At 65.5% G+C, this 24,150-nt stretch carries 23 protein-coding genes; 16 read left to right on the top strand and 7 right to left on the bottom strand.

The features are described from left to right. Positions 1 to 4 precede the first annotated feature (4 nt). The 7 genes from ACSFBF_RS15480 to ACSFBF_RS15450 all read right to left on the bottom strand — a co-directional run bounded on the left by ACSFBF_RS15480 (position 5) and on the right by ACSFBF_RS15450 (position 7,276). Positions 5 to 1,441 (bottom strand): aldehyde dehydrogenase family protein, encoded by a 1,437-nt coding sequence (locus ACSFBF_RS15480; RefSeq protein ID WP_093077759.1) that lies wholly within the window; start codon positions 1,439 to 1,441, stop codon positions 5 to 7. A 13-nt stretch (positions 1,442 to 1,454) separates the two neighbouring features. Further along, on the bottom strand, positions 1,455 to 2,816 hold the full coding sequence (gudD, locus tag ACSFBF_RS15475; protein ID WP_435468388.1) for a glucarate dehydratase: 1,362 nt from the start codon (positions 2,814 to 2,816) through the stop codon (positions 1,455 to 1,457). A 16-nt stretch (positions 2,817 to 2,832) separates the two neighbouring features. Then, positions 2,833 to 3,819, bottom strand: a complete 987-nt coding sequence (locus ACSFBF_RS15470) for a Bug family tripartite tricarboxylate transporter substrate binding protein (RefSeq protein WP_435468386.1) — start codon at positions 3,817 to 3,819, stop codon at positions 2,833 to 2,835. A gap of 5 nt (positions 3,820 to 3,824) precedes the next feature. Next, positions 3,825 to 4,274 (bottom strand): nuclear transport factor 2 family protein, encoded by a 450-nt coding sequence (locus ACSFBF_RS15465; protein WP_435468384.1) that lies wholly within the window; start codon positions 4,272 to 4,274, stop codon positions 3,825 to 3,827. Positions 4,275 to 4,319: 45 nt separating this feature from the next. Then, entirely contained in the window at positions 4,320 to 5,231 is a 912-nt protein-coding gene (gene kdgD, locus ACSFBF_RS15460; RefSeq protein ID WP_258353885.1) for a 5-dehydro-4-deoxyglucarate dehydratase, read from the bottom strand. Between the two features lie 55 nt (positions 5,232 to 5,286). After that, positions 5,287 to 6,297, bottom strand: a complete 1,011-nt coding sequence (locus tag ACSFBF_RS15455) for a Bug family tripartite tricarboxylate transporter substrate binding protein (RefSeq protein ID WP_435468382.1) — start codon at positions 6,295 to 6,297, stop codon at positions 5,287 to 5,289. 112 nt (positions 6,298 to 6,409) lie between these two features. Continuing rightward, on the bottom strand, positions 6,410 to 7,276 hold the full coding sequence (locus tag ACSFBF_RS15450) for a FadR/GntR family transcriptional regulator (protein ID WP_435468798.1): 867 nt from the start codon (positions 7,274 to 7,276) through the stop codon (positions 6,410 to 6,412). 228 nt (positions 7,277 to 7,504) lie between these two features. On the opposite strand from ACSFBF_RS15450, the gene ACSFBF_RS15445 reads away from it, so the two are divergent. The 16 genes from ACSFBF_RS15445 to dnaJ all read left to right on the top strand — a co-directional run bounded on the left by ACSFBF_RS15445 (position 7,505) and on the right by dnaJ (position 23,638). Beyond that, on the top strand, positions 7,505 to 8,320 hold the full coding sequence (locus ACSFBF_RS15445; protein ID WP_435468380.1) for an NAD-dependent epimerase/dehydratase family protein: 816 nt from the start codon (positions 7,505 to 7,507) through the stop codon (positions 8,318 to 8,320). Continuing rightward, a complete protein-coding gene (locus ACSFBF_RS15440) occupies positions 8,310 to 9,200 on the top strand; it encodes an SMP-30/gluconolactonase/LRE family protein (protein ID WP_435468378.1) in 891 nt (296 codons plus the stop codon). Before ACSFBF_RS15445 ends, ACSFBF_RS15440 begins: the two co-directional genes overlap by 11 nt. Positions 9,201 to 9,237: 37 nt before the next feature. Beyond that, positions 9,238 to 10,218 carry a TRAP transporter substrate-binding protein gene (locus ACSFBF_RS15435; protein WP_435468376.1) on the top strand — a complete coding sequence of 327 codons (981 nt, stop codon included), beginning with the start codon at positions 9,238 to 9,240 and terminating at the stop codon, positions 10,216 to 10,218. A 64-nt stretch (positions 10,219 to 10,282) separates the two neighbouring features. Further along, entirely contained in the window at positions 10,283 to 10,771 is a 489-nt protein-coding gene (locus ACSFBF_RS15430; protein WP_435468374.1) for a TRAP transporter small permease, read from the top strand. Positions 10,772 to 10,777: 6 nt separating this feature from the next. Continuing rightward, the gene (locus ACSFBF_RS15425; protein ID WP_435468372.1) at positions 10,778 to 12,073 is read left to right on the top strand and encodes a TRAP transporter large permease; all 1,296 of its coding nucleotides are present in this window, start codon (positions 10,778 to 10,780) and stop codon (positions 12,071 to 12,073) included. Between the two features lie 14 nt (positions 12,074 to 12,087). Next, on the top strand, positions 12,088 to 13,671 hold the full coding sequence (gene garD / locus ACSFBF_RS15420) for a galactarate dehydratase (RefSeq protein WP_435468370.1): 1,584 nt from the start codon (positions 12,088 to 12,090) through the stop codon (positions 13,669 to 13,671). A 23-nt stretch (positions 13,672 to 13,694) separates the two neighbouring features. Further along, entirely contained in the window at positions 13,695 to 14,456 is a 762-nt protein-coding gene (locus ACSFBF_RS15415; RefSeq protein WP_093051385.1) for an SDR family NAD(P)-dependent oxidoreductase, read from the top strand. Between the two features lie 81 nt (positions 14,457 to 14,537). Next, positions 14,538 to 15,515 carry a tripartite tricarboxylate transporter substrate binding protein gene (locus ACSFBF_RS15410; protein ID WP_093077768.1) on the top strand — a complete coding sequence of 326 codons (978 nt, stop codon included), beginning with the start codon at positions 14,538 to 14,540 and terminating at the stop codon, positions 15,513 to 15,515. 11 nt (positions 15,516 to 15,526) lie between these two features. Continuing rightward, on the top strand, positions 15,527 to 16,594 hold the full coding sequence (locus tag ACSFBF_RS15405) for a lactonase family protein (protein WP_435468367.1): 1,068 nt from the start codon (positions 15,527 to 15,529) through the stop codon (positions 16,592 to 16,594). 48 nt (positions 16,595 to 16,642) lie between these two features. Then, positions 16,643 to 17,638, top strand: a complete 996-nt coding sequence (locus ACSFBF_RS15400; RefSeq protein WP_093077771.1) for a Bug family tripartite tricarboxylate transporter substrate binding protein — start codon at positions 16,643 to 16,645, stop codon at positions 17,636 to 17,638. A gap of 104 nt (positions 17,639 to 17,742) precedes the next feature. After that, positions 17,743 to 18,594: an archaetidylserine decarboxylase gene (gene asd, locus ACSFBF_RS15395; protein ID WP_435468365.1), complete on the top strand. Its 852-nt coding sequence runs from the start codon at positions 17,743 to 17,745 to the stop codon at positions 18,592 to 18,594. A gap of 136 nt (positions 18,595 to 18,730) precedes the next feature. After that, the gene (locus ACSFBF_RS15390) at positions 18,731 to 19,162 is read left to right on the top strand and encodes a winged helix-turn-helix transcriptional regulator (RefSeq protein WP_435468363.1); all 432 of its coding nucleotides are present in this window, start codon (positions 18,731 to 18,733) and stop codon (positions 19,160 to 19,162) included. Positions 19,163 to 19,246: 84 nt separating this feature from the next. Continuing rightward, a complete protein-coding gene (locus tag ACSFBF_RS15385) occupies positions 19,247 to 19,597 on the top strand; it encodes an FKBP-type peptidyl-prolyl cis-trans isomerase (RefSeq protein ID WP_435468361.1) in 351 nt (116 codons plus the stop codon). Between the two features lie 151 nt (positions 19,598 to 19,748). Then, positions 19,749 to 20,324, top strand: coding sequence for a nucleotide exchange factor GrpE (gene grpE / locus ACSFBF_RS15380; RefSeq protein WP_435468359.1), 576 nt, complete (start codon positions 19,749 to 19,751; stop codon positions 20,322 to 20,324). Between the two features lie 128 nt (positions 20,325 to 20,452). Then, complete coding sequence (gene dnaK, locus ACSFBF_RS15375) at positions 20,453 to 22,390, top strand: molecular chaperone DnaK (RefSeq protein ID WP_435468357.1); 1,938 nt, start codon at positions 20,453 to 20,455, stop codon at positions 22,388 to 22,390. Between the two features lie 108 nt (positions 22,391 to 22,498). Beyond that, entirely contained in the window at positions 22,499 to 23,638 is a 1,140-nt protein-coding gene (dnaJ, locus tag ACSFBF_RS15370; protein WP_435468355.1) for a molecular chaperone DnaJ, read from the top strand. The last annotated feature ends 512 nt before the right edge of the window (positions 23,639 to 24,150 follow it).

Below are 24,150 nucleotides of genomic sequence, written 5' to 3'. Positions count from 1 at the left end.
AAGATCAGGCCAACGTGTAGGCCGTCTTCACCGTCGTGAAGAACTCCTGCGCATAACGGCCCTGCTCGCGCGGACCGTAGCTGCTGCCCTTGCGGCCGCCGAACGGCACGTGATAGTCCACGCCGGCAGTCGGCAGGTTGACCATCACCATGCCAGCCTGGCTGTGGCGCTTGAAGTGCGTGGCGTACTTCAGCGAAGTGGTGGCAATACCGGCCGACAGGCCGAACTCGGTGTCGTTCGCCGTGGCCAGCGCCTCTTCGTAGTTCTTCACGCGGATCACGCTCGCCACCGGGCCGAAGATCTCTTCCTTGTTGATGCGCATGGCCGCGGCCGATTCGCTGAAGAGGGCTGGCGACATGTAGTAGCCGTCGGTCTCCAGCTTCAGGCGTTCGCCGCCTGCGGCCAGCGTGGCACCTTCGCTCTGGCCGATCTCGATGTAGTTCAGGTCTTGCTCGAGCTGCGACTTCGACGAGACCGGGCCCACGTCGGTGCCTTGCGCGAGCGCATCGCCCACCTTGATCTTCGCCATGCGTTCCTTCATGGCGGCAATGAACTTCGGGTAGATGCCTTCGGTGACGATGAGTCGGCTCGAGGCCGTGCAGCGCTGGCCTGTCGAATAGAACGCGCTCTGCACGCTGAGCTCGACGGCCTGGGCGAGATCAGCGTCGTCAAGAATCACCTGCGGGTTCTTGCCGCCCATTTCAAGCTGCACCTTCTTGTGCTTGGTGACGCACTGGATCGCGATGTTGCGGCCCACGCCCACCGAACCGGTAAAGCTGATCGCGTGGATGCCGGGGTGGTTGACCAGCGCCTCACCGATCACACTGCCGCGCCCCATCACCAGGTTGAACACGCCGGCCGGAATGCCCGAGCGGCTGATGATTTCGGAAAGCGCCCAGGCGCTGCCCGGCACGAGGTCGGCGGGCTTGAGCACCACGCAGTTGCCGAAGGCCAATGCCGGTGCGATCTTCCATGCGGGAATGGCGATGGGAAAGTTCCACGGCGTGATGAGGCCGACCACGCCGACCGGCTCGCGCGTGATTTCCACGCCGATGTTGGGGCGCACCGAAGGCAACAACTCGCCCGACAGGCGCAGGCATTCGCCCGCGAAGAATTTGAAGATCTGGCCTGCGCGCGTGGCCTCGCCGATGCCTTCGGCCTTGGTCTTGCCTTCTTCGCGCGCCAGCAGCGTGCCCAGCTCTTCCTTGCGCGCGAGAATCTCGTTGCCGATCTTGTCGAGCGCATCGGAGCGCGCCTGCACGCTGCCCGTGGCCCAGGCCGGGAACGCGGCGGTGGCGGCTGCTACGGCAGCGTCGACATGGGCGGCATCGCCCTGCGTGTACTGGCCGAGCACGTCGGACAGGTTGCTCGGGTTGACGTTGGGGCTGTAGCTTGCGCCGGCACGCCATTCGCCGGCGATGAGGTTGTCGAAATTCTGCATTGCGTCGTTTCCTTCAGCGCACCATGCACGGGCGCTTGTTGTCGAAAGTCCAGTTGGGAATCAGATATTGCATCGCCTGCGCGTCGTTGCGCGCGCCGAGGCCATGCTTCAGGTACAGCTGGTGCGCCTTCTCGACTTCGTCCATGTCGAGCTCCACGCCCAGCCCACCACGCGTCGGCACCTTCACGAAGCCGCCTTCGATCTGCAGCGGCGCCTTCGTCAGGCGCTGGCCGTCCTGCCAGATCCAGTGCGTGTCGATGGCCGTCACCTTGCCCGGCGCGGCTGCCGCCACGTGCGTGAACATCGCCAGCGACACGTCGAAGTGATTGTTCGAATGCGAGCCCCAGGTCAGGCCCCAGGCCTGGCACAACTGCGCCACCCGCACGGAGCCTTGCATGGTCCAGAAATGCGGATCGGCCAGCGGAATGTCGACCGATTGCAGCGACAGGCTGTGCACCATCTCGCGCCAGTCGGTGGCCACCATGTTGGTCGCGGTGGGCAGCCCGGTGGCGCGGCGGAACTCGGCCATTACCTCGCGGCCGGAGAACACGCCTTCGGCGCCGCAGGGGTCTTCGGCATAGGCCATTACGCCGTGCAGGTCGCGGCACAGGCGGATCGCGTCCTGCAGCAGCCAGCCGCCGTTCGGATCGAGCGTGACGCGCGCCTTCGGAAAGCGCTCGTGCAGCGCGCGGATCGCCTCGACTTCGTCCTCGCCGCGCAGCACGCCGCCCTTGAGCTTGAAGTCGGTGAAACCGTAGCGCGCATGCGTGGCCTCGGCCAGGCGCACGATGGCTTCGGGCGTCATGGCTTCCTCGTGGCGCAGGCGGAACCAGTCGTTGTCGGCGCCGGGGTTGCTCTCGTACGGCAGGTCGGTCTTCTTGCGGTCGCCCACGTAGAAGAGATAGCCCAGCATCTGCACCGCGTCTCGCTGCTGGCCTTCGCCGAGCAGGGCCGCCACGGGCACTTCGAGGAACTGGCCGAGCAGGTCGAGCAGCGCGGCCTCGACGGCTGTCACCGCATGAATGGTCACACGCAGGTCGAAGGTCTGCTGGCCACGGCCGCCGCTGTCGCGGCCCGCAAAGGCACTGCGCAGGCTGTTGAGCACGGCGTTGTGGCGGCCGATGGACTGGCCGACGATGAGGTCGCGCGCGTCTTCGAGCGTCTGGCGGATCTTCTCGCCGCCGGGCACTTCGCCCACGCCGGTGTGGCCAGCGCTGTCGGTCAGGATCAGCAGGTTGCGTGTGAAGAAAGGGCCATGGGCGCCGCTGAGGTTCATCAGCATGCTGTCGTGGCCCGCGACGGGAACCACGCGCATGCCGGTGACGACGGGAGCGCCCGACACGACTTTGGAAACAACGGATTCAGGACTTGTCATCTTCGGGCTCGGTGCCTCAGTCTGCGGTGATGTGGCGGGTGTCGATCAATGTCTTCCATCGCGTCCATTCGCGCAACTGGAAGGCGGTGAATTCTTCAGGCGTGCTGGCGACGATTTCCAGGCCCTGGTCGAGCATGCGCTTCTTCGTCTCGGGGTCTTGCATGGCGGCGATCGCTGCATCGCTCAGCTTCTTTTTCACGGCAGGCGGCAGGCCCTTGGGCGCGGCCATGCCCTGCCACGAATAGACCTCCGCACCTTTCACGCCGGCTTCGGCGAGCGTGGGCACGTCGGGCAACACGGGCGAGCGCTTGTCGCCAGTGACTGCGATAGCGCGCAGCTTGCCCGCGCGGATGTGCGGCAGCACGGCATTCACGTTCTGGAACGAGAAGTCGACCTGGTTGCCCAGCAGGTCGTTGACCGCCGGCGCACCGCCCTTGTAGGGCACGTGCACGCCTTCGGTCTTGGTCTGCTGCCAGAAGAGTTCAGCCGAGAGATGGTCGGAAGAACCGTTGCCCGAGCTCGCGAACGAGACCTTGCCCGGCGTCTTGCGCAGCAGCGCCAGCACGTCGGCCACCGTGTGCTCGGGCCGCGCGACATTCGCGACGAGCACGTTGGGCGCTTGCACGGGCACGCTGATGTAGTCGAAGTCTTTGGTCGCGTCGTAGGGCACGCTCTTCTGCAGATGCGGTGTGACGACGAAGGCGCCGAGCGAGGACACCAGCAGCGTGTAGCCGTCAGGCGCCGCGCGCTTGACGAAGCCGGTGCCGATGGTGCCTGTGGCGCCAGGCCGGTTGTCGACGACGAAGCTGCCGCCGAGCTTGGTCTGCATCTGCAGCGCGATTGCGCGCGCCACCATGTCGGTGGAGCCACCGGCCGGGAACGGCACGATGATGGTCACCGGCTTCTGCTGCGGCCATGCATCGGCTTGCGCCGAGGCATGCAGGGGCAGTAACGCGGTCGAAGCAGCCACAAGGGCCGCGGCAAGAAGGAGTCTCTTCTTCATGCGGACTAGATCCGCACGGCCTGGCGGGCGAGCAGCTTCCAGCTTCCGCCCTGCTTCTGCCACACGCCGAGGATCTTCAGCGCCACCTTACCCGGCTTGCCCGAATCGTTGGTGTCGGCCGCGAGCGTGTGGCGCACGATGGCAGTGTTTGCATCGACCACCTTGATGGTCTGCTCGGTGATGGCGATGGACACGAAGTCCGACTTGCCATCGAGCAGATCGCTGATGAAGCTGGCCTTGGTGTCGACCTTGCCGCCCGAGTGGCCGTAGCTGAGGTCGTCGGACACCAGCGTGCCGAGTGCGGCGGGGGTCGGGTCGATCATCGCGATGCGCAGGCTCTCTGCGGCGGCAGCCACGTCAGGCGCGGCCGATGCCGCACTGCCCGCGGGCATCATCGAGCAGGCCGAGAACAGGGCTGCCGAAGCGGCGATCAGGAAAAACTTCTTGAGGAACATGGCGTCTTGTCTCCGTTGTTGTTTGTGGTGTTCGACGCTGCGGGCTTACTGCGGGCCGAGCGCGTCGATCAGCGCCTTGAGCTGTTCCATCTCGGCAGGCTTCAGGTCGGTGAGCGGTGCGCGCACGGGGCCTGCGTCGTGGCCGACGATCTTTGCGCCGGCCTTCACGATGCTCACGGCGTAGCCCGGCACGCGGTTGCGCAGCTCGAGATAGGGCATGAAGAAGTTCTTCAGCAGGCGGTGCTGCGTGGGCAGGTCGTCGGCGGCAACTGCCTTGTAGAAATCCATGGCGGTCTTCGGAATGAAGTTGAAGACGGCCGACGAATACACCGGCGTGCCCATTGCCTTGTAGGCGGCGGCATAGACCTCTGCCGTGGGCAGACCGCCCAGGTAGGCGAAGCGGTCACCCATCTTCTGGTAGATGGCGACCATGGCTTCGATGTCGCCCACGCCGTCCTTGAAGCCGACGAGGTTGGGGTTGCGCTCGGCCAGGCCGGCCAGCGTGTCGGGCTTCAGGCGGCTGGTGGCGCGGTTGTAGACGATCACGCCGAACTTCACGCTCTTGCAAACGGCTTCGACGTGCGCGGCCAAGCCTTCCTGGCCGGCTTCGGTGAGGTAGTGCGGCAGCAGCAGGATGCCGTGCGCGCCGGCCTTTTCTGCCGCCTGCGCGCACTGGATGGCAAAGCGCGTGGGACCACCGGCGCCGGCAATGATCGGCACCACGCCGCGGCAGGTGTCCACTGCCGTCTTGATGATGCCGGGGTACTCCTCGCCGGTGAGCGAGAAGAACTCGCCCGTGCCGCCGGCCGCGAACAGCGCGCTCGCGCCGTAGGGGGCGAGCCATTCGAGGCGCTTGGCATAGCCCGCCGGGTTGAAGTCGCCGTTGCTGTCGAAGTCGGTCAGCGGGAACGAGAGCAGGCCGGAGCCCATGATGGTCTTGAGTTCTTGCGGGTTCATCGGGAATCGTCCAGTGATGATTTGAAAAAAGAAAAATGGGTTGTGCGGCAGCCAGTCAGTCGAGCCTGACGTTGGCTTCCTTGATGACTTGCGCCCAGCGCGCGCGCTCCTTGGCGAAGAACTGGTCTTGCTCGGGCGCGGTCATGGTTACGACCTCGGCGCCCTGCCCTGCGAGTCGGGCCCGGATGTCGGGCGTGCGGATGATGCGGACCAGCTCCTTGTTGAGCCGCGCGATCACCGCGTCGGGCACGCCGCGCGCCGCGACCACACCCTGCCAGGTGCCCGACTCGTAGCCGGGCGCGCCCTGCTCCGCGATGGTGGGCACGTTGCCGATCAGCGGCATGCGCGTGGCCTTGGACACGGCAATCAGCTTGAGCTTGCCGGCCTGCACCTGCGGGTAGGTCGCGAGCATGCCGTTCATCAGCACCTGCGTCTGGCCCGACACGGTGTCGAGCACGGCCTGCACGCCGCCCTTGTAGGGCACGTATTCCCACTTGGCGCCAACCTTGCGCTGCAGCTCGATGCCCGCGAGATGCGCGGTGCTGCCGCTGGCGGTAACGGCAAAGTTGAGATCGCTTTTCTTCGAAAGCTCGACGAGCTCCTTCAGCGTGCTGGCCTGCACCGAAGGATGCACCACCAGCAGATGCGGCGAGTAGGCCAGCATGGACACGCTGCGCAGGTCCTTCGACGGATCGAAAGGCAGCTTGGGGTACAGCGACGGGCTGATGGCCAGCGCGCCGAGGTCGCACAGCATCAGCGTGTAGCCGTCGGCCGGCGCCTTGGCCAGCAGGTCGGCGCCGAGGTTGCCGTTGGCGCCCGCTCGGTTGTCGATGATTACCGACTGGCCCAGCGCCTCCGACAGCGGCTGGCTGATGGCGCGCGCAATGATGTCGGACGAGCCGCCCGGCGGGTACGGAACGATGATCCTGATCGGCTTCGAGGGCCAGTTGCCGGTGCCGCCCTGCGTGCCCTGCGCAATGGCGCGCAGGGGCAGGCTGGCGGCCAGCGTCGTGGCCAGTGCGGCGCTAAATGCGCCGCTAAGTGCCCCGCGTCGGTTGATGGACATGCTGTCTCCTGTTGTTCGATGGTCGTCGTGGTTACGCACGGCTGGCCGCGCGAGTTATCAGTCATCGTACAACTAGAAAAACAACTTGTCCAGCAGGCCGGACAAGAAAAACTCAGCGGGAAGGAGTGTCGTCAGGCGACGGTGCGGCCGCACCCGTGCCGGCAGCCGCATCGGCTTTCGCCTTCTGCTGCGCGGCCTCTTGCGCCATGCGCAGCCGCTCGCGGCTGTTGGTCAGGTGGATGCGCATGGCAGCGCGCGCCGACTCGGGATCGCGGCGCGCGATGGCCGCGTAGATCTCTTCGTGCTCGCGGTTGACGCGGCTCAGATAAGGCGCGCCACCGCCCTCGTGCGTGCGGATGGCGCTGATGCGCGTGCGCGGGATGAGCGTGGTACCCAGGTGCCGCATGATGTCGGCGAAATACGGGTTGCCGGTCGACTGCGCAATCTGCAGGTGAAAGCGGAAGTCGGGCGCCACCGTGTCCCCCGCCACTGCCACGTTGTGCTCGAAGTCGTCGAGCGCCTGGCGCATGGCAACCAGCTGCTCGTCGGTGCGGCGGGTGGCGGCGAGGCCGGCCGATTCGGTCTCCAGGCTGATGCGCAGCTCCAGCACGGCCAGCACGTCCACCGAGGCGGCGATCTCGCCCGGGTCGAGGCGAAACACCCCGCCCGCCCGCGGCTGCAGCACGAAGGTGCCCACGCCGTGCAGCGTCTCGACCAACCCGCCGGCCTGCAGCTTCGACAGCGCCTCGCGCACCACGGTGCGGCTCACGCCATAGGCCTGCATGATGGCCGACTCGGTCGGCAGCTTGTCGCCGGGGCGCAGCGACTGGTTGCGGATCTTCTCGCCCAGGTCTTCCACCAGCCCATGCGCAAGACCACGTGCGCGCTGGCGCGGACGCCCCACGAAAGCAGCGGACGCCGCTTCCGCCGGCGCCTCCGCTTCCGATATCAAGGGATTACCCGCAGTCGACTGAACCATGGCCACGATGATAATCCTCAAACTAGTTGTACGACAACAGATAACTTATCACTCAACTCCTGGCGCCGCCGGCCATTTCGCCAGCGGCTTTCCGGTCTCCACGGCACCGACCATGCAGCGCCCTTTCGACTTTGCTCCTCTGTCGGCATCGTACCGGCCGCTTTCGGAAAAGCACCGCGACGGTAGGCCCTCGGAAACCATGACTCTTCCGTGTATGGACTGGCAACGATGAAACACAACAAGATGAACCGCCTCCTCCTGACCGGCGCGGCCGGCGGCCTGGGCAAGGTGTTGCGCGAGCGGCTCAAGCCGTATGCGAACGTGCTTCGCCTGTCGGACATCGCGTCGCTGACCCCGGCTGTGGATGCGCACGAGGAAGTCGTGCCCTGCGATCTCTCGGACAAGGCCGCGGTGCATGCGCTGCTCGAAGGCTGCGACGCCATCGTGCACCTGGGCGGCGTCTCGGTCGAACGCCCGTTCGAGGAAATCCTCGAAGCCAACATCAAGGGCATCTTCAACGTCTACGAGGCCGCGCGCCGCCACGGCGTGAAGCGCGTGGTGTTCGCGAGCTCCAACCACGTGATCGGCTTCCACAAGCAGACCGAGCACATCGACGCACACGCCGCGCGCCGGCCCGACGGCTACTACGGCCTGTCGAAGTCCTTCGGCGAGGACATGGCGCAGTTCTACTTCGACCGCTGGGGCATCGAGACCGTGAGCATCCGCATCGGCTCGTCGTTCCCCGAGCCGGCCAACCGCCGGATGATGAGCACCTGGCTCAGCTACCGCGACCTGACCTCGCTGATCGAGAAGTCACTGTTCACGCCCGGCGTGAAGCACACCGTGGTCTACGGCATGTCGAACAACCGCGACGTGTGGTGGGACAACAGCGCGGCCGCGCACCTGGGCTTCGTGCCGCAGGACAGCTCGGAAGTGTTCCGCGACAAGGTCGAGGCACAGCCGCCAGTCGCGCCCACCGACCCGAATGCGATCTACCAGGGCGGCGCCTTCACAGCCCAAGGCCCATTCGGCGATGAACGCTGAGCTCGTTCTCGACGCACGCAACGGCACCGGTGAAAGCCCGGTGTGGCATGCCGCGCAGCAAGCGCTGTACTGGGTCGACATTCCGGCGCGCACGCTGAACCGCTGGCACGCGAGCGAAGGCCATGCGAAGTGGACGGCGAACGAAATGATCGCCTGCATCGCGCCGCGCGCCGATGCGCCGGGCGAATGGATCGCCGGCATGGAAAGCGGCCTGTTCTCGCTGAAGCCGCAGGCCGACGGCACGCTGGCCACCACCTCGCTCGCCCCGGTCGAACACGCGGCCCCGGCCATGCGCTTCAACGACGGCCGCTGCGACCGCCAGGGTCGCTTCTGGGCCGGCACGATGCTGCTCGACATGGCCGCAGGCGCGCGCGTCGGCCGCCTCTATAGCTACGGCAAGGGCGACGAGCGCGCCGCCCTGCGCCTCGACGACTTCATCGTGCCCAACGGCCTGGCCTTCAGCCCCGACGGCCGCACGATGTACCTCTCGGATTCGCACCCCACGGTGCAGGCCGTCTGGGCCTTCGACTACGACACGGAAACCGGCACGCCAAGCAACCGCCGCCTCTTCATCGACATGAAGCCCCTGCCCGGTCGCCCCGACGGCGCGGCCATGGACACCGACGGCTGCTACTGGATCTGCGGCAACGACGCGGGCCTGGTGCACCGCTTCACGCCCGACGGCCGGCTCGACCGCTCGCTCGAAGTGCCGGTGAAGAAGCCCGCGATGTGCGCCTTTGGCGGCCCGGCCCTCGACACCCTGTTCGTCACCTCGATCCGCCCCGGCGGCATCGACCTGTCGGACCAGCCGCTGGCCGGCGGCGTGTTTGCGCTGCGGCCCGGCGCGCAGGGCGTCCCGGAGCCGGCCTTCGGCACCTGAACCTTTTTCGACAACCACCAAGCAGAGGATGAGACAAATGAAATTCACCAAGAAGACCCTGATCGCACTTTCCGCGTGCGCCGCAGCCGCGCTGACCACACTGGCTGCACACGCCACCGAGTTCCGTTCGGCCGACATCCACCCCGACGACTACCCCACCGTGACCGCGGTGAAGTTCATGAGCGAGCGTCTGAAGGTGCTGTCGGGCGGCAAGCACAGCATCAAGGTGTTCAACAACAGTTCGCTCGGCAGCGAGAAGGACACCATCGAGCAGACCAAGATCGGCGCGCTGCAGATGGTGCGCGTGAACATCGCGCCCATGAACAACATCTGCGCCGAGACGCAGGTGCCGACCATGCCCTTCCTGTTCCGCTCGGTCGACCACCTGCACAAGGTGCTCGACGGCCCGATCGGCGAAGAGATTCTGAAGTCGTGCGAGAAGCAGGGCTTCATCGGCCTGGCCTACTACGACAGCGGCGCGCGCTCGATGTTCACGGCCAAGAGGCCGGTGCGCACCTTCGCCGACATGAAGGGCCTGAAGGTTCGCGTGCAGCAGTCCGACCTGTGGGTGTCGATGCTCGAAGCCATGGGCGCCAATGCCACACCGATGCCGATGGGCGAGGTCTACACGGGCCTGAAGACCGGCCTGATCGACGCCGCCGAAAACAACTACCCCACGTACGAAAGCGCGCGCGCCTTCGAAGTGGCCAAGTACTACAGCAAGACCGAGCACTCGATGGCCCCCGAGATGCTGCTGTTCTCCAAGCGCGTGTGGGACAAGCTCTCGACCGAAGAGCAAGGCTGGATCCGCCAGGCCGCCAAGGAATCGGTGCCCTACATGCGCAAGCAGTGGGAAGAGCGTGAAGTGAAGTCGCTGGCCACGGTGAAGGCCGGCGGCGCCGAGATCATCGAAGTCGACAAGGCCCCGTTCCAGGCTGCGATGAAGCCGGTGTACGACAAGTTCATCACCGACGCGAAGCTGAAAGACCTGGTGAAGCGCGTGCAGGAAACGAAGTAAGCCCGCCCTCGTCGATTCGACCCGCTCCCCTCCTTCCCCCTCCGGGGAAGGGCAAAGAAAATCTATGTACACCAAACTTTGCCGCACCCTCGCACGTGCCTGCATGTGGTTGGGCATCTTCGGTCTCGTCGCGGTGATCTGCGCCGTGAGCTGGCAGGTGTTCGGCCGCTACGTGCTCAACAACACCCCCACCTGGGCCGAAAGCCTCGCGCTGCTGCTGGTGCTCTACGTCACCATGCTCGGCGTGGCCGTGGGCGTGCGCGACGCGGGCCATATCGGACTCGAATCCTTCCTCGTGCTCGCGCCCGACTGGCTGCGGCTGAAGATGGAATACCTCATCCACGCGCTGATCCTGCTGTTCGGCATTGCCATGGCCTGGAACTGCGCCTCCCTCGCCGAATCGGTGTGGGACTACAGATTGCCCACGCTCTGGATCTCCGAGGGCTGGAAGTACGTGCCCGCCGCCGTGTCGGGCGTCCTCATCGTGATGTTCTCCATCGAACACATCATCGCGCTCGCTCAAGGCCGCGAAATCGAACCTGCCTGGGCCTGAGCCACCATGACCATTCCTCTGCTCATTCTCTGCATCTCGTTCACGCTCTTCCTGCTGCTGGGCGTGCCGGTCGCTTTTTCCATCGGCCTGTCGGCCCTGGCCACGCTGCTCTATGAAGGCCTGCCGCTGGCGGTCGGCTTCCAGCAGATGACCTCCGGCATGGGCATCTTCTCGTTCCTGGCCATTCCGTTCTTCATCTTCGCCGGCGAGCTGATGCTCTACGGCGGCATCGCGGACCGCATCGTCAACCTGGCGCGCGATCTCGTGGGCCACGTGCGCGGCGGCCTCGGCATGTCGAATGTGGTGGCCTGCACGCTGTTCGGCGGCGTCTCGGGCTCGCCCGTGGCCGACGTCTCGGCCATGGGCGCCGTGATGATCCCGATGATGAAGAAGGAGGGCTACCACGCCGACTACGCAGTCAACGTGACGACCCATGCGGCACTGGTCGGCGCGCTGATGCCGACCAGCCACAACCTGATCATCTATTCGCTCGCGGCGGGCGGCAAGGTGTCGATCGCGGCGCTGATCCTGGCGGCGCTGCTGCCGGCGGCGGTGCTCACCATCAGCAATCTCGCAGCCGCCTATCTGGTGGCGGTAAAGCGCGGCTACCCGGCCGGCAAGTTCCCGGGCTGGGACATCGTGGCGCGCTCGTTCGCGGCGGCGCTGCCGGGCCTGTTCATCGTGGTGCTGATTCTCGGCGGCATTCTGTCGGGCGTGTTCACGGCAACCGAGTCTGCGGCGGTGGCAGTGCTGTATGCGCTGGGCCTCACGATCTTCGTGTACCGCACGCTGAAGTGGGAGCACTTCATCAAGGCGGCCTCGAAGGCGGTGCGCACCACGGGCGTGATCCTGCTGCTGATCGGCATCTCCAGCACCTTCGGCTACCTCATCAGCCTGTACGGCGTGGCCGAGCTCACGGGCCAGATGCTGTCGCAGGTGACGAGCACACCTTGGGTGATCTTCCTGCTGATCAACATCATCCTGTTCGTGCTCGGCACCTTCCTGGACATGGCGGCCACCATCCTGCTGTGCACACCGATCTTCCTGCCCATTGCCCAGCACTACGGCATGACCTCGGTGCAGTTCGGCATCGTGATGCTGATCAATTGCGCGCTGGGCCTGAACACGCCGCCAGTGGGTACGACGCAGTTCGTCGGCTGCGCGATCGGCGGGGTGTCGGTGGGAACGGTGATGAAGACCATCTGGCCGTTCTACGGGGCATTGATCTTTGCGCTGGGAGTGGTCACATTCGTTCCCGCGTTTTCCACCTGGCTGCCCAGCATGTTCATGGTGGTGAAGTAAGCAAGGAGCCCACGATGACCGAACCCACCCGCCCACCGCTCTACATCCGCATCCACGCGGCAGACAACGTGGCCATCGTCGCGAACGACGGCGGGCTGAAGGCCGGCGCCGAGTTCGCCGACGGCCTCGTGCTGGTGGACAACGTGCCGCAAGGCCACAAGGTCGCGCTGGTCGACCTGGCCGAAGGCGAAGCCATCCGCCGCTACGACGTGGTGATCGGCTACGCCCTGAAGGCGCTGCCGCGCGGCAGTTGGGTGCACGAGCGCGTGATGCGCATGCCGGCCGCGCCCGGGCTCGACGGCCTGCCCATCGCCACGGTCAAGCCCCCTGCCCTGCCGCCGCTGGAGGGCTACACCTTCGAGGGCTACCGCAACGCCGACGGCTCGGTGGGCTCGCGCAACATCCTGGCCATCACGCAGACGGTGCAGTGCGTGGCCGGCGTGACCGACTTCGCGGTGCAGCGCATCAAGGCCGAGCTGCTGCCAAAGTATTCGAACGTCGACGACGTTGTGGCGCTGGCGCACACCTACGGCTGCGGCGTGGCCATCGACGCGCCCGATGCCATCGTGCCGATCCGCACGCTGCGCAACATCAGCCTCAACCCCAACTTCGGCGGCGAGGTGATGGTCGTGAGCCTGGGCTGCGAGAAGCTGCAGCCCGAGCGGCTGCTGCCGCCGGGGAGCATTCCCATCGTCGACAAACGCGGCGAAACCGAAGGCAAGGAAGGTGACGCGGAACTCGACGTGGTCTGCCTGCAGGACGACGAGCATGTCGGCTTCATGTCGATGATCGATTCGGTCATGCGGCAAGCCGAAGAGCACCTCGCGCGCCTCAACAAGCGCAAGCGCGAAACCGTGCCCGCCAGCGAGCTGGTGGTGGGCGTGCAGTGCGGCGGCAGCGACGCCTTCTCGGGCGTCACCGCCAACCCCGCCGTGGGCTTCTGCACCGACCTGCTGGTGCGCGCGGGCGCCACCGTGATGTTCTCGGAAACGACCGAGGTGCGAGACGGCATCGACCAGCTCACCTCGCGCGCATCCACGCCCGAGGTGGCCGAGGCCATGATCCGCGAGATGGCCTGGTACGACGCCTACCTGCAGAAGGGCCTGGTCGACCGCAGCGCCAACACCACGCCGGGCAACAAGAAAGGCGGGCTGTCGAACATCGTCGAGAAGGCGATGGGCTCCATCGTCAAGTCGGGCTCGGCACCGATCACCGGCGTGCTCGCGCCCGGCGAAAAGGCAATGCAGAAGGGCCTGATCTACGCCGCCACGCCGGCCAGCGACTTCATCTGCGGCACGCTGCAGCTGGCGGCCGGCATCAACCTGCACGTATTCACCACCGGCCGCGGCACGCCCTACGGGCTGGCCGAAGTGCCGGTAATCAAGGTCGCCACGCGCAGCGACCTCGCACGTCGCTGGCACGACCTGATGGACGTGAACGCGGGCCGCATCGCCGATGGCGAAGCCACCATCGAGGACATCGGCTGGGAGATGTTCCACCTGATGCTCGACGTGGCCAGCGGCCGGAAGAAAACCTGGGCCGAACACTGGAAGCTGCACAACGCGCTGGTGCTGTTCAACCCGGCGCCGGTCACCTGAACAACCTCACACGGAGCAACGGCATGGAAGACCTCAAGGACAAGACCGCGCTCGTCACCGGTGCCAGCACCGGCATCGGCGCCGCGGTGGCCATCGCATTCGCCGCACGCGGCATGCGCGTGGCGGTGCACTACAACAGCTCGGCCGATGCGGCGAACCGGGTGGTCGACACCATCCGCGCAGCCGGCGGCACGGCCTTCGCGCTGAAGGCCGACGTGCGCGACACGGCCGCGATCCGCGACTGCGTGAAGCAGACCGCGGCGCAGTTCGGTCGCATCGACGTGCTGGTGAACAACGCCGGCAGCCTGGTCAAGCGCGTGCCCATCGCCGAGTTCGACGATGCGCTGTTCGACGAGGTGATGCACATCAACGCGCGCTCGGTGCTCGCGTTCTGCCGCGAGGTGGTTCCGCTGATGCGCACGCAGGGCGGCGGCAACATCATCAACGTGACCTCGGTCGCGGCGCGCACGGGCGGCGGGCCGGCCGCGTACCTGTACGCGGGCTCGAAGGGCTTCGTGAGCACGGCGACGCACGGGCTGGCGAAGGAACTGGTGGGCGACCGCATCCGCGTGAACGCGGTGGCACCGGGCGTCATTCAGACGCCGTTCCAGGACCGCTTCTCGACGCCCGCAATGCTGGAGAACTTCCGCGCCAGCATTCCAATGGGCCGCATCGGCGAGCCCGAGGAATGCGTGGGCGCCTTCCTCTATCTCGCCTCGGAGCAGCTCTCGGGCTATGTCACCGGGCAGGTGATCGAAGTGAATGGCGGGCAGTACATGCCCTGACGCGCGAGGACAGTGAGGAAGCCCACAGAGGAGACACCCCCGGGGCTGAAGGATCAGATCAACAACGGAGACAAAGACATCATGAAGAGAAGCCAACTTCTTCGCGGCATCGCCGCCCTCTCGGCCACGGCCGCGCTCTCGCTCGGACTGGCCGCGCCGGCCGCGGCGCAGGCCGATTTTCCGAACCGCACCATCGAGCTGCTGGTGCCCTACCAGCCCGGCGGCGGCACCGATGGCCTGGCGCGCGCGTTCGCCGAGGCGAGCCGCAAGCACATCTCGCAAAGCATCGTGATCGTCAACCGCCCCGGCGCGGGCGGCGCCATCGGCTGGACGGAAGTGATCAACGCCAAGCCCGACGGCTACAAGCTCGCGGTGCTCACGGTCGAGCTGCTGACGCTGCCGCACCTGGGCCTGGCCAAGTTCAACTACGACGACTTCCAGCCCATCGCACAGCTCAACGCCGACCCGGCCGCGATCACGGTGAAGGCCGATGCGCCGTGGAACACCATCGAGGAGTTCCTGGCCGCCGCGAAGAAGTCGCCCGAGAGCGTGCGCGTGGGCAATTCGGGCAACGGCTCGATCTGGCACCTTGCCGCCGCGGCGCTGGAAGACAAGACCGGCGCCAAGTTTGGCCACATCCCGTTCCAGGGCGCGGCACCCGCGGTGCTGGCGCTGCTCGGCGGCCACATCGAAGCCGTGGCGGTGAGCCCGGCCGAAGTGACGACGCACGTGCAGGGCGGCAAGCTCAAGGTGCTGATGGTGATGGCCGACAAGCGCGTGAAGGGCTTCGAGAAAGTGCCTACCGCCAAGGAGCGCGGCATCGACCTGTCGATAGGCACCTGGCGTGGCCTGGGCGCGCCGAAGAACACGCCGCCCGAAGTGATGGCAAAGCTGCGCGAGATCACCGCGAAGACCGCCGCCGAACCGCTGATGCACGAGGTGATGGACAAGCAGAACCTGGGCTACGTCTACACCGACGGTGCTGTGTTCAAGGAAACGCTGGCCAAGGACAACGTGTACTTCAAGCAGCTCATCACCAAGCTCAACATCAAACCCTGAGCCGCACAGCCATGAAGAAAACAACCATCGCATCGCTGCTGTGGCTGGCCGCCATCGGCCCGGCCTCGGCCGCGACCTGGGTCTATGTGTCGAACGCCGACAGCCAGGAAATCTCGGTGCTCGAACTCGACCGTTCCCAGAGCGCGCTCAAGCCCGTGCAGACGCTGAACGTCGGCGGCACGGTGATGCCGATGGTGGTGAGCCGCGACAAGCGCGTGCTGTATGCCGCGCTGCGCTCGCAGCCCTTTCGCGTGACGGCATTGTCGATCGACGGCGCCACCGGCAAGCTGCAGAAGCTTGGCGAAGCGCCGCTGGCCGACAGCATGGCCAACATCGACCTGGACGCGAGTGGCAAGTGGCTCTTCGCGGCCTCGTACCAGGGCGGCAAGATCACGGTCAACGCCATCGGCAAGGACGGCGCGGTGGGCCCTATCCATCAGCTGATCCAGACCGGGCCCAACGCGCACGCGATCCATGCAGACGCAAGCAACCGCTTCGTGCTCGCGACAAGCCTCGGCGGCGACAACGTGTCGAGCTGGCGCTTCGATGCGGAAAAGGGATTGCTGTCGCCCAACGATCCGCCGCTGACCACCACCGCCGCAAAGGCGGGCCCGCGCCACTTCGTCTGGGACAAGACTCAGCGCCACGTCTACCTGCTGGACGAGCTCGACGCGGCGCTGCACGTGTTCGCGTGGGATGCCGCGCGCGGCACGCTCAAGCTCGAACAGAGCACGACCACGCTGCCCGCCGGCTTCACCGGCAAGCCCTGGGCCGCCGACCTGCACCTGACACCCGACGGGCGCTACCTGTACGCGTCGGAGCGCACGTCGAGCACGCTGTCGGCGTTCAAGGTCGACGCCGTCACGGGGCAGTTGCAGCCGCTCGGACAGACCCCGACCGAGAAAACGCCGCGCGGCTTCGCCATCGATGCCACTGGGCGCTACCTGATCGCCGCGGGGCAGGAATCGAACGGCATCTCGCTCTACGCCATCGACGCCGCCACCGGCGCGCTGGGCAAGCCCCAGCACCTGGACGTGGGCAAGAACCCGAACTGGATCGAGATCGTCGACATGCCCTGAACGGGCCTCGACCGACTCGCACACCCGACAACCCAAGGAGACATTTGCATGCAACGCCGCACACTCATTCGCACCGCCCTCGCCTCTTCGCTCGCCGCCGGTCTTCCGGTCGCCTTTGCGCAGAGCAGCAACAACTGGCCCACGGGCAAGGCCATCACCTACCTCGTGCCTTTTCCCGCAGGCGGCACCACCGACGTGCTGGGCCGGCTGATCGGGCAGAAGCTCGGCACGGTGTTGGGCACGAGCGTGATCATCGACAACAAGGGCGGCGCCGGCGGCAGCGTGGGCTCGGAAGTCGGCGCGCGCGCGGCGCCCGATGGCTTCACGCTGATCGGCGGCACCATCAGCTCGCACGCGATCAACGTGAGCCTGTATCCGAAGATCGGCTACGACCCGCAGAAGTCGTTCGCTCCGGTGACGCTCATCGGCACCAACCCGGTGGTGCTGGTGGTGAACCAGGCGAGCCCCTACAAGACGCTGAAGGACGTGATCGCGGCCAGCAAGGCCAAGACGGGCGGCCTCTCGTCGGCCTCGGCCGGCACGGGCACCTCGCAGCACCTGGCGCTGGAACTGCTGGCCTTCAAGTCGGGCGTGAAGTTCACGCACATTCCGTACAAGGGCAGCGGCCCAGCGATCCAGGACGTGATCGGCGGACAGGTCGACATGATGTTCGACACCACGGTGGTCGCGGGCCCGCACATCCAGAGCGGCAAGCTGCGCGCGATTGCGGTCACATCGTCGAAGCGCCTGGCCTCGATGCCTGATGTACCGACGGTGGCCGAATCGGGCGTGCCGGGCCTGCAAGACTTCGAGGTGGTGTCGTGGCAGGCGATCTTCGTGCCCGCGGGCACGCCTGCACCGGTAGTCGACCGGCTGCACACCGAGATCCGCAAGATCCTCGCGACGCCCGAGATGCAGGACAAGCTCAAGGGCTTCGGCATGGAGCCGACCGACCTGAGCACCACGCAGATCGCGGCGTTCCAGAAGGCCGAAGTGGAGAAGTGGGCGCAGGTGATCAAGGCGGCGGGCATCAAGGCCGACTGACCGGCTGACGGCGGGTCGGACGAACCAAGGGAAGCTTCCTACGCCCCGGGGGAGAAGCGCTTTATAGAATGCCCCTCCGATTCCGCATTCCAGGCCTTCCCCACGTGTCCGACCGCTCTGCCGTACTGCCCCAATACCTGTTCCCCAAGCAGGCCCTGACCAATTTCGCCGGCTGGGTTGCGGGCAAGGAACGGGGCGCCGTGACGACGTGGATCATCCGGCGCTTCGTGGCCAAGTACGGCGTGGACATGGGCGAGGCTCTCGAGTCGGACATCCATCACTACAAGAGCTTCAACCAGTTTTTCACGCGCGCGCTCAAGCCTGGTGCGCGGCCGCTCGCGCAGGCCGACCTGGTCTGCCCGGTGGACGGCGCGATCAGCCAGTTCGGCGCGATCCAGGGCGACCAGATCTTCCAGGCCAAGGGCCACAACTACACGACCACCGCACTGGTCGGCGGCGACGCCGCGCTGGCCGCGAAGTTCGCGCACGGCAGCTTCGCCACGCTCTACCTGAGCCCCAAGGACTACCACCGCATCCACATTCCTTGCGATGGGCGTCTGGTGCGCATGATCCATGTGCCGGGCGACCTGTTCTCGGTGAACCCCACCACGGCGCGTGGCGTGCCCGGCCTGTTCGCGCGCAACGAGCGCGTGGTGTGCGTCTTTGAATCGGCGCACGGGCCTTTCGTGCTGGTGCTGGTGGGCGCCACCATCGTTGGCAGCATGGCCACCGTGTGGCATGGCGTGGTCAATCCGCCGCGCGTGGGCGAGCTGCGCGAGTGGCACTACACCGATAAGCAGATCGACATCCGCAAGGGCGACGAGATGGGCCGTTTCTTGCTCGGTTCGACGGTCGTCATGCTGTTCCCGGCGCCCGCGCTGGCCTTCAATCCGGACTGGTCGCCCACCCGCGCGATCCGCCTGGGCGAAGCCATGGCCAACTACACCAATTTGTGAGTGTTTGTCTCACAACCCGCATGCAGCATGCCCTGACAGCTATAAAACTAGTAGCATCCTCATCGATTGCGCTATAGTCGCCGGCCAACGAGACGGTTCATACCAACCACAAGAACGCTTCGAGGAGATGATGTCGATGAGTACCAAGGAAAACGCAGCCGTCAGCCAGTTGCTCGCCCTGCTCGAAGCCCGCTACGCACTGCGCGTGCTCTGGGCTCTGCGCGACGGCCATGCGCAGACCTTCCGTTTGCTTCAGGACAGCGTGGGCAGCATCACTCCCAACACGCTCAACACCCGCATCAAGGAACTGCGCGAGGCCGGCATCGTCGGCCACGGCAGTGATGGCTACAGCCTCACGCTCAGCGGGCAGGACCTGCTCAAGCGCCTTTCCGACCTGCAGGCCTTTGCCGGCAAATGGCAACTGGGACAACTCAAGAAAGCAGCGGCACCCGCACCGGTCGCACCGCCCGCCGCGCCGGCTTCGCCAGCGGTCGCGCCTGCTCCGGCCCCAGTGGCGGCGCCTGCGTCCACACCCGCGCCCCCCTCCGACGACACCAGCCAGAGCTGACGGACCACAGGCCGGCCTTCCCGGCATCGGTAAACTCCGCGCCTTCGATCCACTGATCTCACATCGACGCAAGGAGCGTTTCTCATGCCCACCACTCCCTCCGGCCTGCAATACGAAGACACCGAAGTCGGCACCGGCACCGAAGCCAAGGCCGGCCAGCACGTGCACGTGCACTACACCGGCTGGCTCTACAACGACGGCGTGCAAGGCGCCAAGTTCGACTCGAGCCGCGACCGCAACGACCCATTCGCGTTCTCGCTGGGCGCGGGCCAGGTCATCAAGGGCTGGGACGAAGGCGTGGCCGGCATGAAGATCGGCGGCAAGCGCACGCTGATCATTCCCGCATCGCTGGGCTATGGCGCCCGCGGCGCTGGCGGCGTGATTCCCCCGAACGCCACGCTGAAGTTCGACGTCGAACTCCTGGACGCTCACTGAGCATTCGAGCCGATGGCTCCAAGGCCCGATTTCGGGCCTTTTTCATGCCTCCGCGGCCCTTTTGGCCGCGTTTTTTCGCTTGAAATGCTTTGGGCCAGCCCCATGTGGCTGGCTAACGTTTGTTTTCCGGCACATGCCGGTTCTTTGAAAAATGTCTGACCCGCAACAATCCGCACAGAATTCTCAAATGCTGCAAGGCGAGCCAAGCCCCGAAGAACTGGAGGCTGCGCACGCCGCCAATGAAGCCGAGGCGCTCGACGCCCTGGCCGTGGCACAAGGCGAGCTCGCCGCCCTGCAGACCAAGAATGCCGAACTGGCCGACCAGTACCTGCGCGCCCAGGCCGATGTGCAGAACGCCCGTCGCCGCGCCGACGACGAGATCACCAAGGCCCGCAAGTTCGCCGTCGAGGCCTTTGCCGAGAGCCTGCTGCCGGTGACCGACAGCCTCGAAGCCGGCCTGGCCATCAAGGACGCCACCCCTGAGCAGATCCGCGAAGGCGCCGAAGCCACGCTGCGCCAGCTCAAGAGCGCGCTCGAACGCAACAAGGTGATCGAAGTGGCCCCCGCGCCCGGCACCAAGTTCGACCCGCACCAGCACCAGGCCATCTCGGTGGTGCCCGCCGCCGACCAGGAACCGAACACCGTGGTGAGCGTGCTCCAGAAGGGCTACACCATCAACGAGCGCGTGCTGCGCCCGGCGCTGGTCACGGTCAGCGCGCCGAAGTAAGCAGCGCGCACCAGCGTTCGCCAGCACACAAGATTCCCACAGGAAATCCCCGCTTCATACCTTGAATCGCGACGGGTTATCCACAAGTTCATAACAACATATTTTTCAGGCTTTCAGGAGTAAAGAACATGGCAAAGATCATCGGCATCGACCTCGGCACCACCAACTCGTGCGTGTCGATCATGGAAGGCAACACCACGCGTGTGATCGAGAACTCGGAAGGTGCACGCACCACGCCGTCGATCGTCGCGTACCAGGAAGACGGTGAAGTGCTGGTCGGTGCCTCGGCCAAGCGCCAGGCCGTTACCAACCCCAAGAACACGCTGTACGCGATCAAGCGCCTGATCGGCCGCAAGTTCGAGGAAAAGGAAGTCCAGAAGGACATCGACCTGATGCCCTACACCATCGCCAAGGCCGACAACGGCGACGCATGGGTGGAAGTGCGCGGCAAGAAGATGGCCCCGCAACAGGTCAGCGCCGACATCCTGCGCAAGATGAAGAAGACCGCCGAAGACTACCTCGGCGAAACCGTGACCGAAGCCGTGATCACGGTGCCGGCCTACTTCAACGACGCCCAGCGCCAAGCCACCAAGGACGCCGGCCGCATCGCGGGCCTCGACGTCAAGCGCATCATCAACGAGCCCACCGCTGCTGCCCTGGCCTTCGGCCTCGACAAGCAGGACAAGGCCGACCGCAAGATCGCCGTGTACGACCTCGGCGGCGGTACCTTCGACGTGTCGATCATCGAAATTGCCGACGTTGACGGCGAGAAGCAGTTCGAAGTGCTGTCGACCAACGGCGACACCTTCCTGGGCGGCGAAGACTTCGACCAGCGCATCATCGACTACATCATCGGCGAGTTCAAAAAGGACCAGGGCGTCGACCTGAGCAAGGACGTGCTGGCCCTGCAGCGCCTGAAGGAAGCTGCTGAAAAGGCCAAGATCGAACTGTCGAACAGCGCGCAGACCGACATCAACCTGCCCTACATCACGGCCGATGCCTCGGGTCCGAAGCACCTGAACATCAAGCTCACCCGCGCCAAGCTCGAAAGCCTGGTCGATGAGCTGATCGAGCGCACCATCGCTCCCTGCCGCGTGGCCATCAAGGACGCCGGCATCAGCGTGGGCGACATCAACGACGTGATCCTGGTCGGCGGCATGACCCGCATGCCCAAGGTGCAGGACAAGGTGAAGGCCTTCTTCGGCAAGGAACCGCGCAAGGACGTGAACCCCGACGAAGCCGTGGCTGTTGGCGCCGCCATCCAGGGCCAGGTGCTCTCGGGCGACCGCAAGGACGTGCTGCTGCTCGACGTGACCCCGCTGTCGCTGGGCATCGAAACGATGGGCGGCGTGATGACGAAGATGATCGCCAAGAACACGACGATCCCGACGAAGTTCGCGCAGACCTTCTCGACCGCCGAAGACAACCAGCCGGCCGTGACCATCAAGGTGTTCCAGGGCGAGCGCGACATCGCCGCGGGCAACAAGGCGCTCGGCGAATTCAATCTTGAAGGCATTCCGCCGGCATCGCGCGGCACGCCGCAGATCGAGGTGAGCTTCGACATCGACGCCAACGGCATCCTGCACGTCGGCGCGAAGGACAAGGGCACCGGCAAGGAAAACAAGATCACCATCAAGGCGAGCTCGGGCCTCTCCGAGGACGAGATCCAGAAGATGGTGAAGGACGCCGAGCTGAACGCGGCCGACGACAAGAAGAAGCTCGAAATCGTGCAGGCGCGCAACCAGGGCGAGGCAATGGTGCACAGCGTGAAGAAGTCGCTGGGCGAACATGGTGCAAGCCTCGAAGCCGCCGAGAAGGATGCGATCGAAGCAGCGATCAAGGACCTGGAAGAAGCCCTCAAGGGTGAAGACAAGACCGCGATCGAGGAAAAGACCAACACGCTGATGACCGCAAGCCAGAAGCTGGGCGAGAAGATGTACGCCGAATCGCAGGCTGCGGCCGGCGCCTCGGCCGCCTCCGGCCCAGGTGGCGCGGAAGCTGCTGCAAGCGCACGGGCCGACGACAACGTGGTCGACGCCGAAGTGAAGGAAGTCAAGAAGGGCTGATCTTCAGCCCCTTGAGCAAGGCTGGAACACCTGAAAAGGTGCTCCAGCCTTTCTCGCTTCAAGTTACCCGAGTTCCCGCTGCTTCCCTGATCTGTTGATCGACCTGCCATGGCCACCAAACGCGACTACTACGAAACCCTCGGCGTCCCCAAGAACGCGAGCGAGGAAGAAATCAAGAAGGCTTATCGCAAGCTCGCGATGAAGCACCACCCCGACCGCAACCACGGCGACACCTCGAAGGAGGCCGAGGCCAAGTTCAAGGAGGTGAAGGAAGCCTACGAAATGCTGTCCGACGGACAGAAGCGCGCGGCCTACGACCAATACGGCCATGCCGGCGTAGACCCCAACATGCGCGGCGGCCCTGGTGCGGAAGGCTTCGGCGGTTTCGCAGAGGCGTTCGGCGACATCTTCGGTGACGTGTTCGGTGGCGGCGGCCGAGGCCGCACCAGCAGTGGCCGCCAGGTGTTCCGCGGCAGCGACCTGAGCTACGCGATGGAAATCACGCTCGAAGAGGCTGCAGAAGGCAAGACCACCGAGATCCGCATTCCCACCTGGGACGAGTGCGACACCTGCCATGGCTCGGGCGCCAAGCCCGGCACCAAGCCCATCACCTGCACCACCTGCCATGGCGCGGGCGCGGTGCAGATGCGCCAGGGCTTCTTCAGCGTGCAGCAGACCTGCCCCACCTGCCACGGCAGCGGCAAGATCGTTCCCGAGCCCTGCACCGTGTGCCACGGCCAGGGCAAGATCAAGCGCAACAAAACACTCGAAGTGAAGATCCGCGCAGGCATCGACGACGGCCAGCGCATGCGCGTGACCGGCAGCGGCGAGCCAGGCGTCAACGGCGGCCCGCCGGGCGACCTGTACATCGAGATCAGGCTCAGGAAGCATGACCTCTTCGAGCGCGACGGCGACAACCTGCACTGCGTGGTGCCTGTGAGCATGACCACGGCGGCACTGGGCGGCGAGATCAACGTGCCCACGCTCAAGGGCGCGGCGGCCATCGACATTCCCGAAGGCACGCAAAGCGGCAAGCAGTTCCGCCTGCGCGGCAAGGGCATCAAGGGCGTGAACTCGAGCTACCCCGGCGACCTGTACTGCCACGTGCGCGTCGAGACGCCGGTGAAGCTCACCGAGTTCCAGCGCAAGCTGCTCAAGGACCTCGACGAGTCGCTCAAGAAGGGCGGCGAGAAGCACAGCCCAACCGACAAGGGCTGGTTCGACAAGGCGAAAGAATTCTTCAGCTGAGTCGGCCCACGAGCACCAAAGGCGTGCAGGGACTGGCCAACGGCCTGAATCCCCGCGCCGTCCGGTGCCAGCGTTACGCGCCGGACCTGTTTTCCATCTGAGATATGTAACGCTGGGGGCTTCACTTTCAGTGGATGCCACCACCTCCAGCCAGGGCCGCACAGCGGCCCTTTGTCATGCTGGAGTCGCCGGACTGGTGCACGCAGGCCTCCTAAGCCCGCAGCAGGCACATTGGCAGTGCGTCTTGCACCTCTGCGGTACATGCCGACCCGCGCCCAAGCTTCCTTCCCACGCCAACACGCGCAAGTGGCCCATCAAAAAGTGGCGCGAGGATTGCTTTTATATTTTTTTGGCTGCGCAATAAACCAAACGACAGACCGCGCGTTATTGCAGGAGACGCCCGTTTTTTTGAGCCCCGAGGCTCAATAGGCGATGCTTTCCCGGAGAAAAGGCAAAAACGGACGATAGCCATTTGGCATAGGTGTTTTCACCCGGGGAGAATTGGGAAAGCG

It is taken from the genome of Variovorax nivicola (assembly GCF_051216475.1).
GTDB lineage: Bacteria > Pseudomonadota > Gammaproteobacteria > Burkholderiales > Burkholderiaceae_C > Variovorax.
The sequence above is the reverse complement of the archived record's forward strand: the minus strand, read 5'-3'. Positions and strand labels throughout refer to the sequence as shown.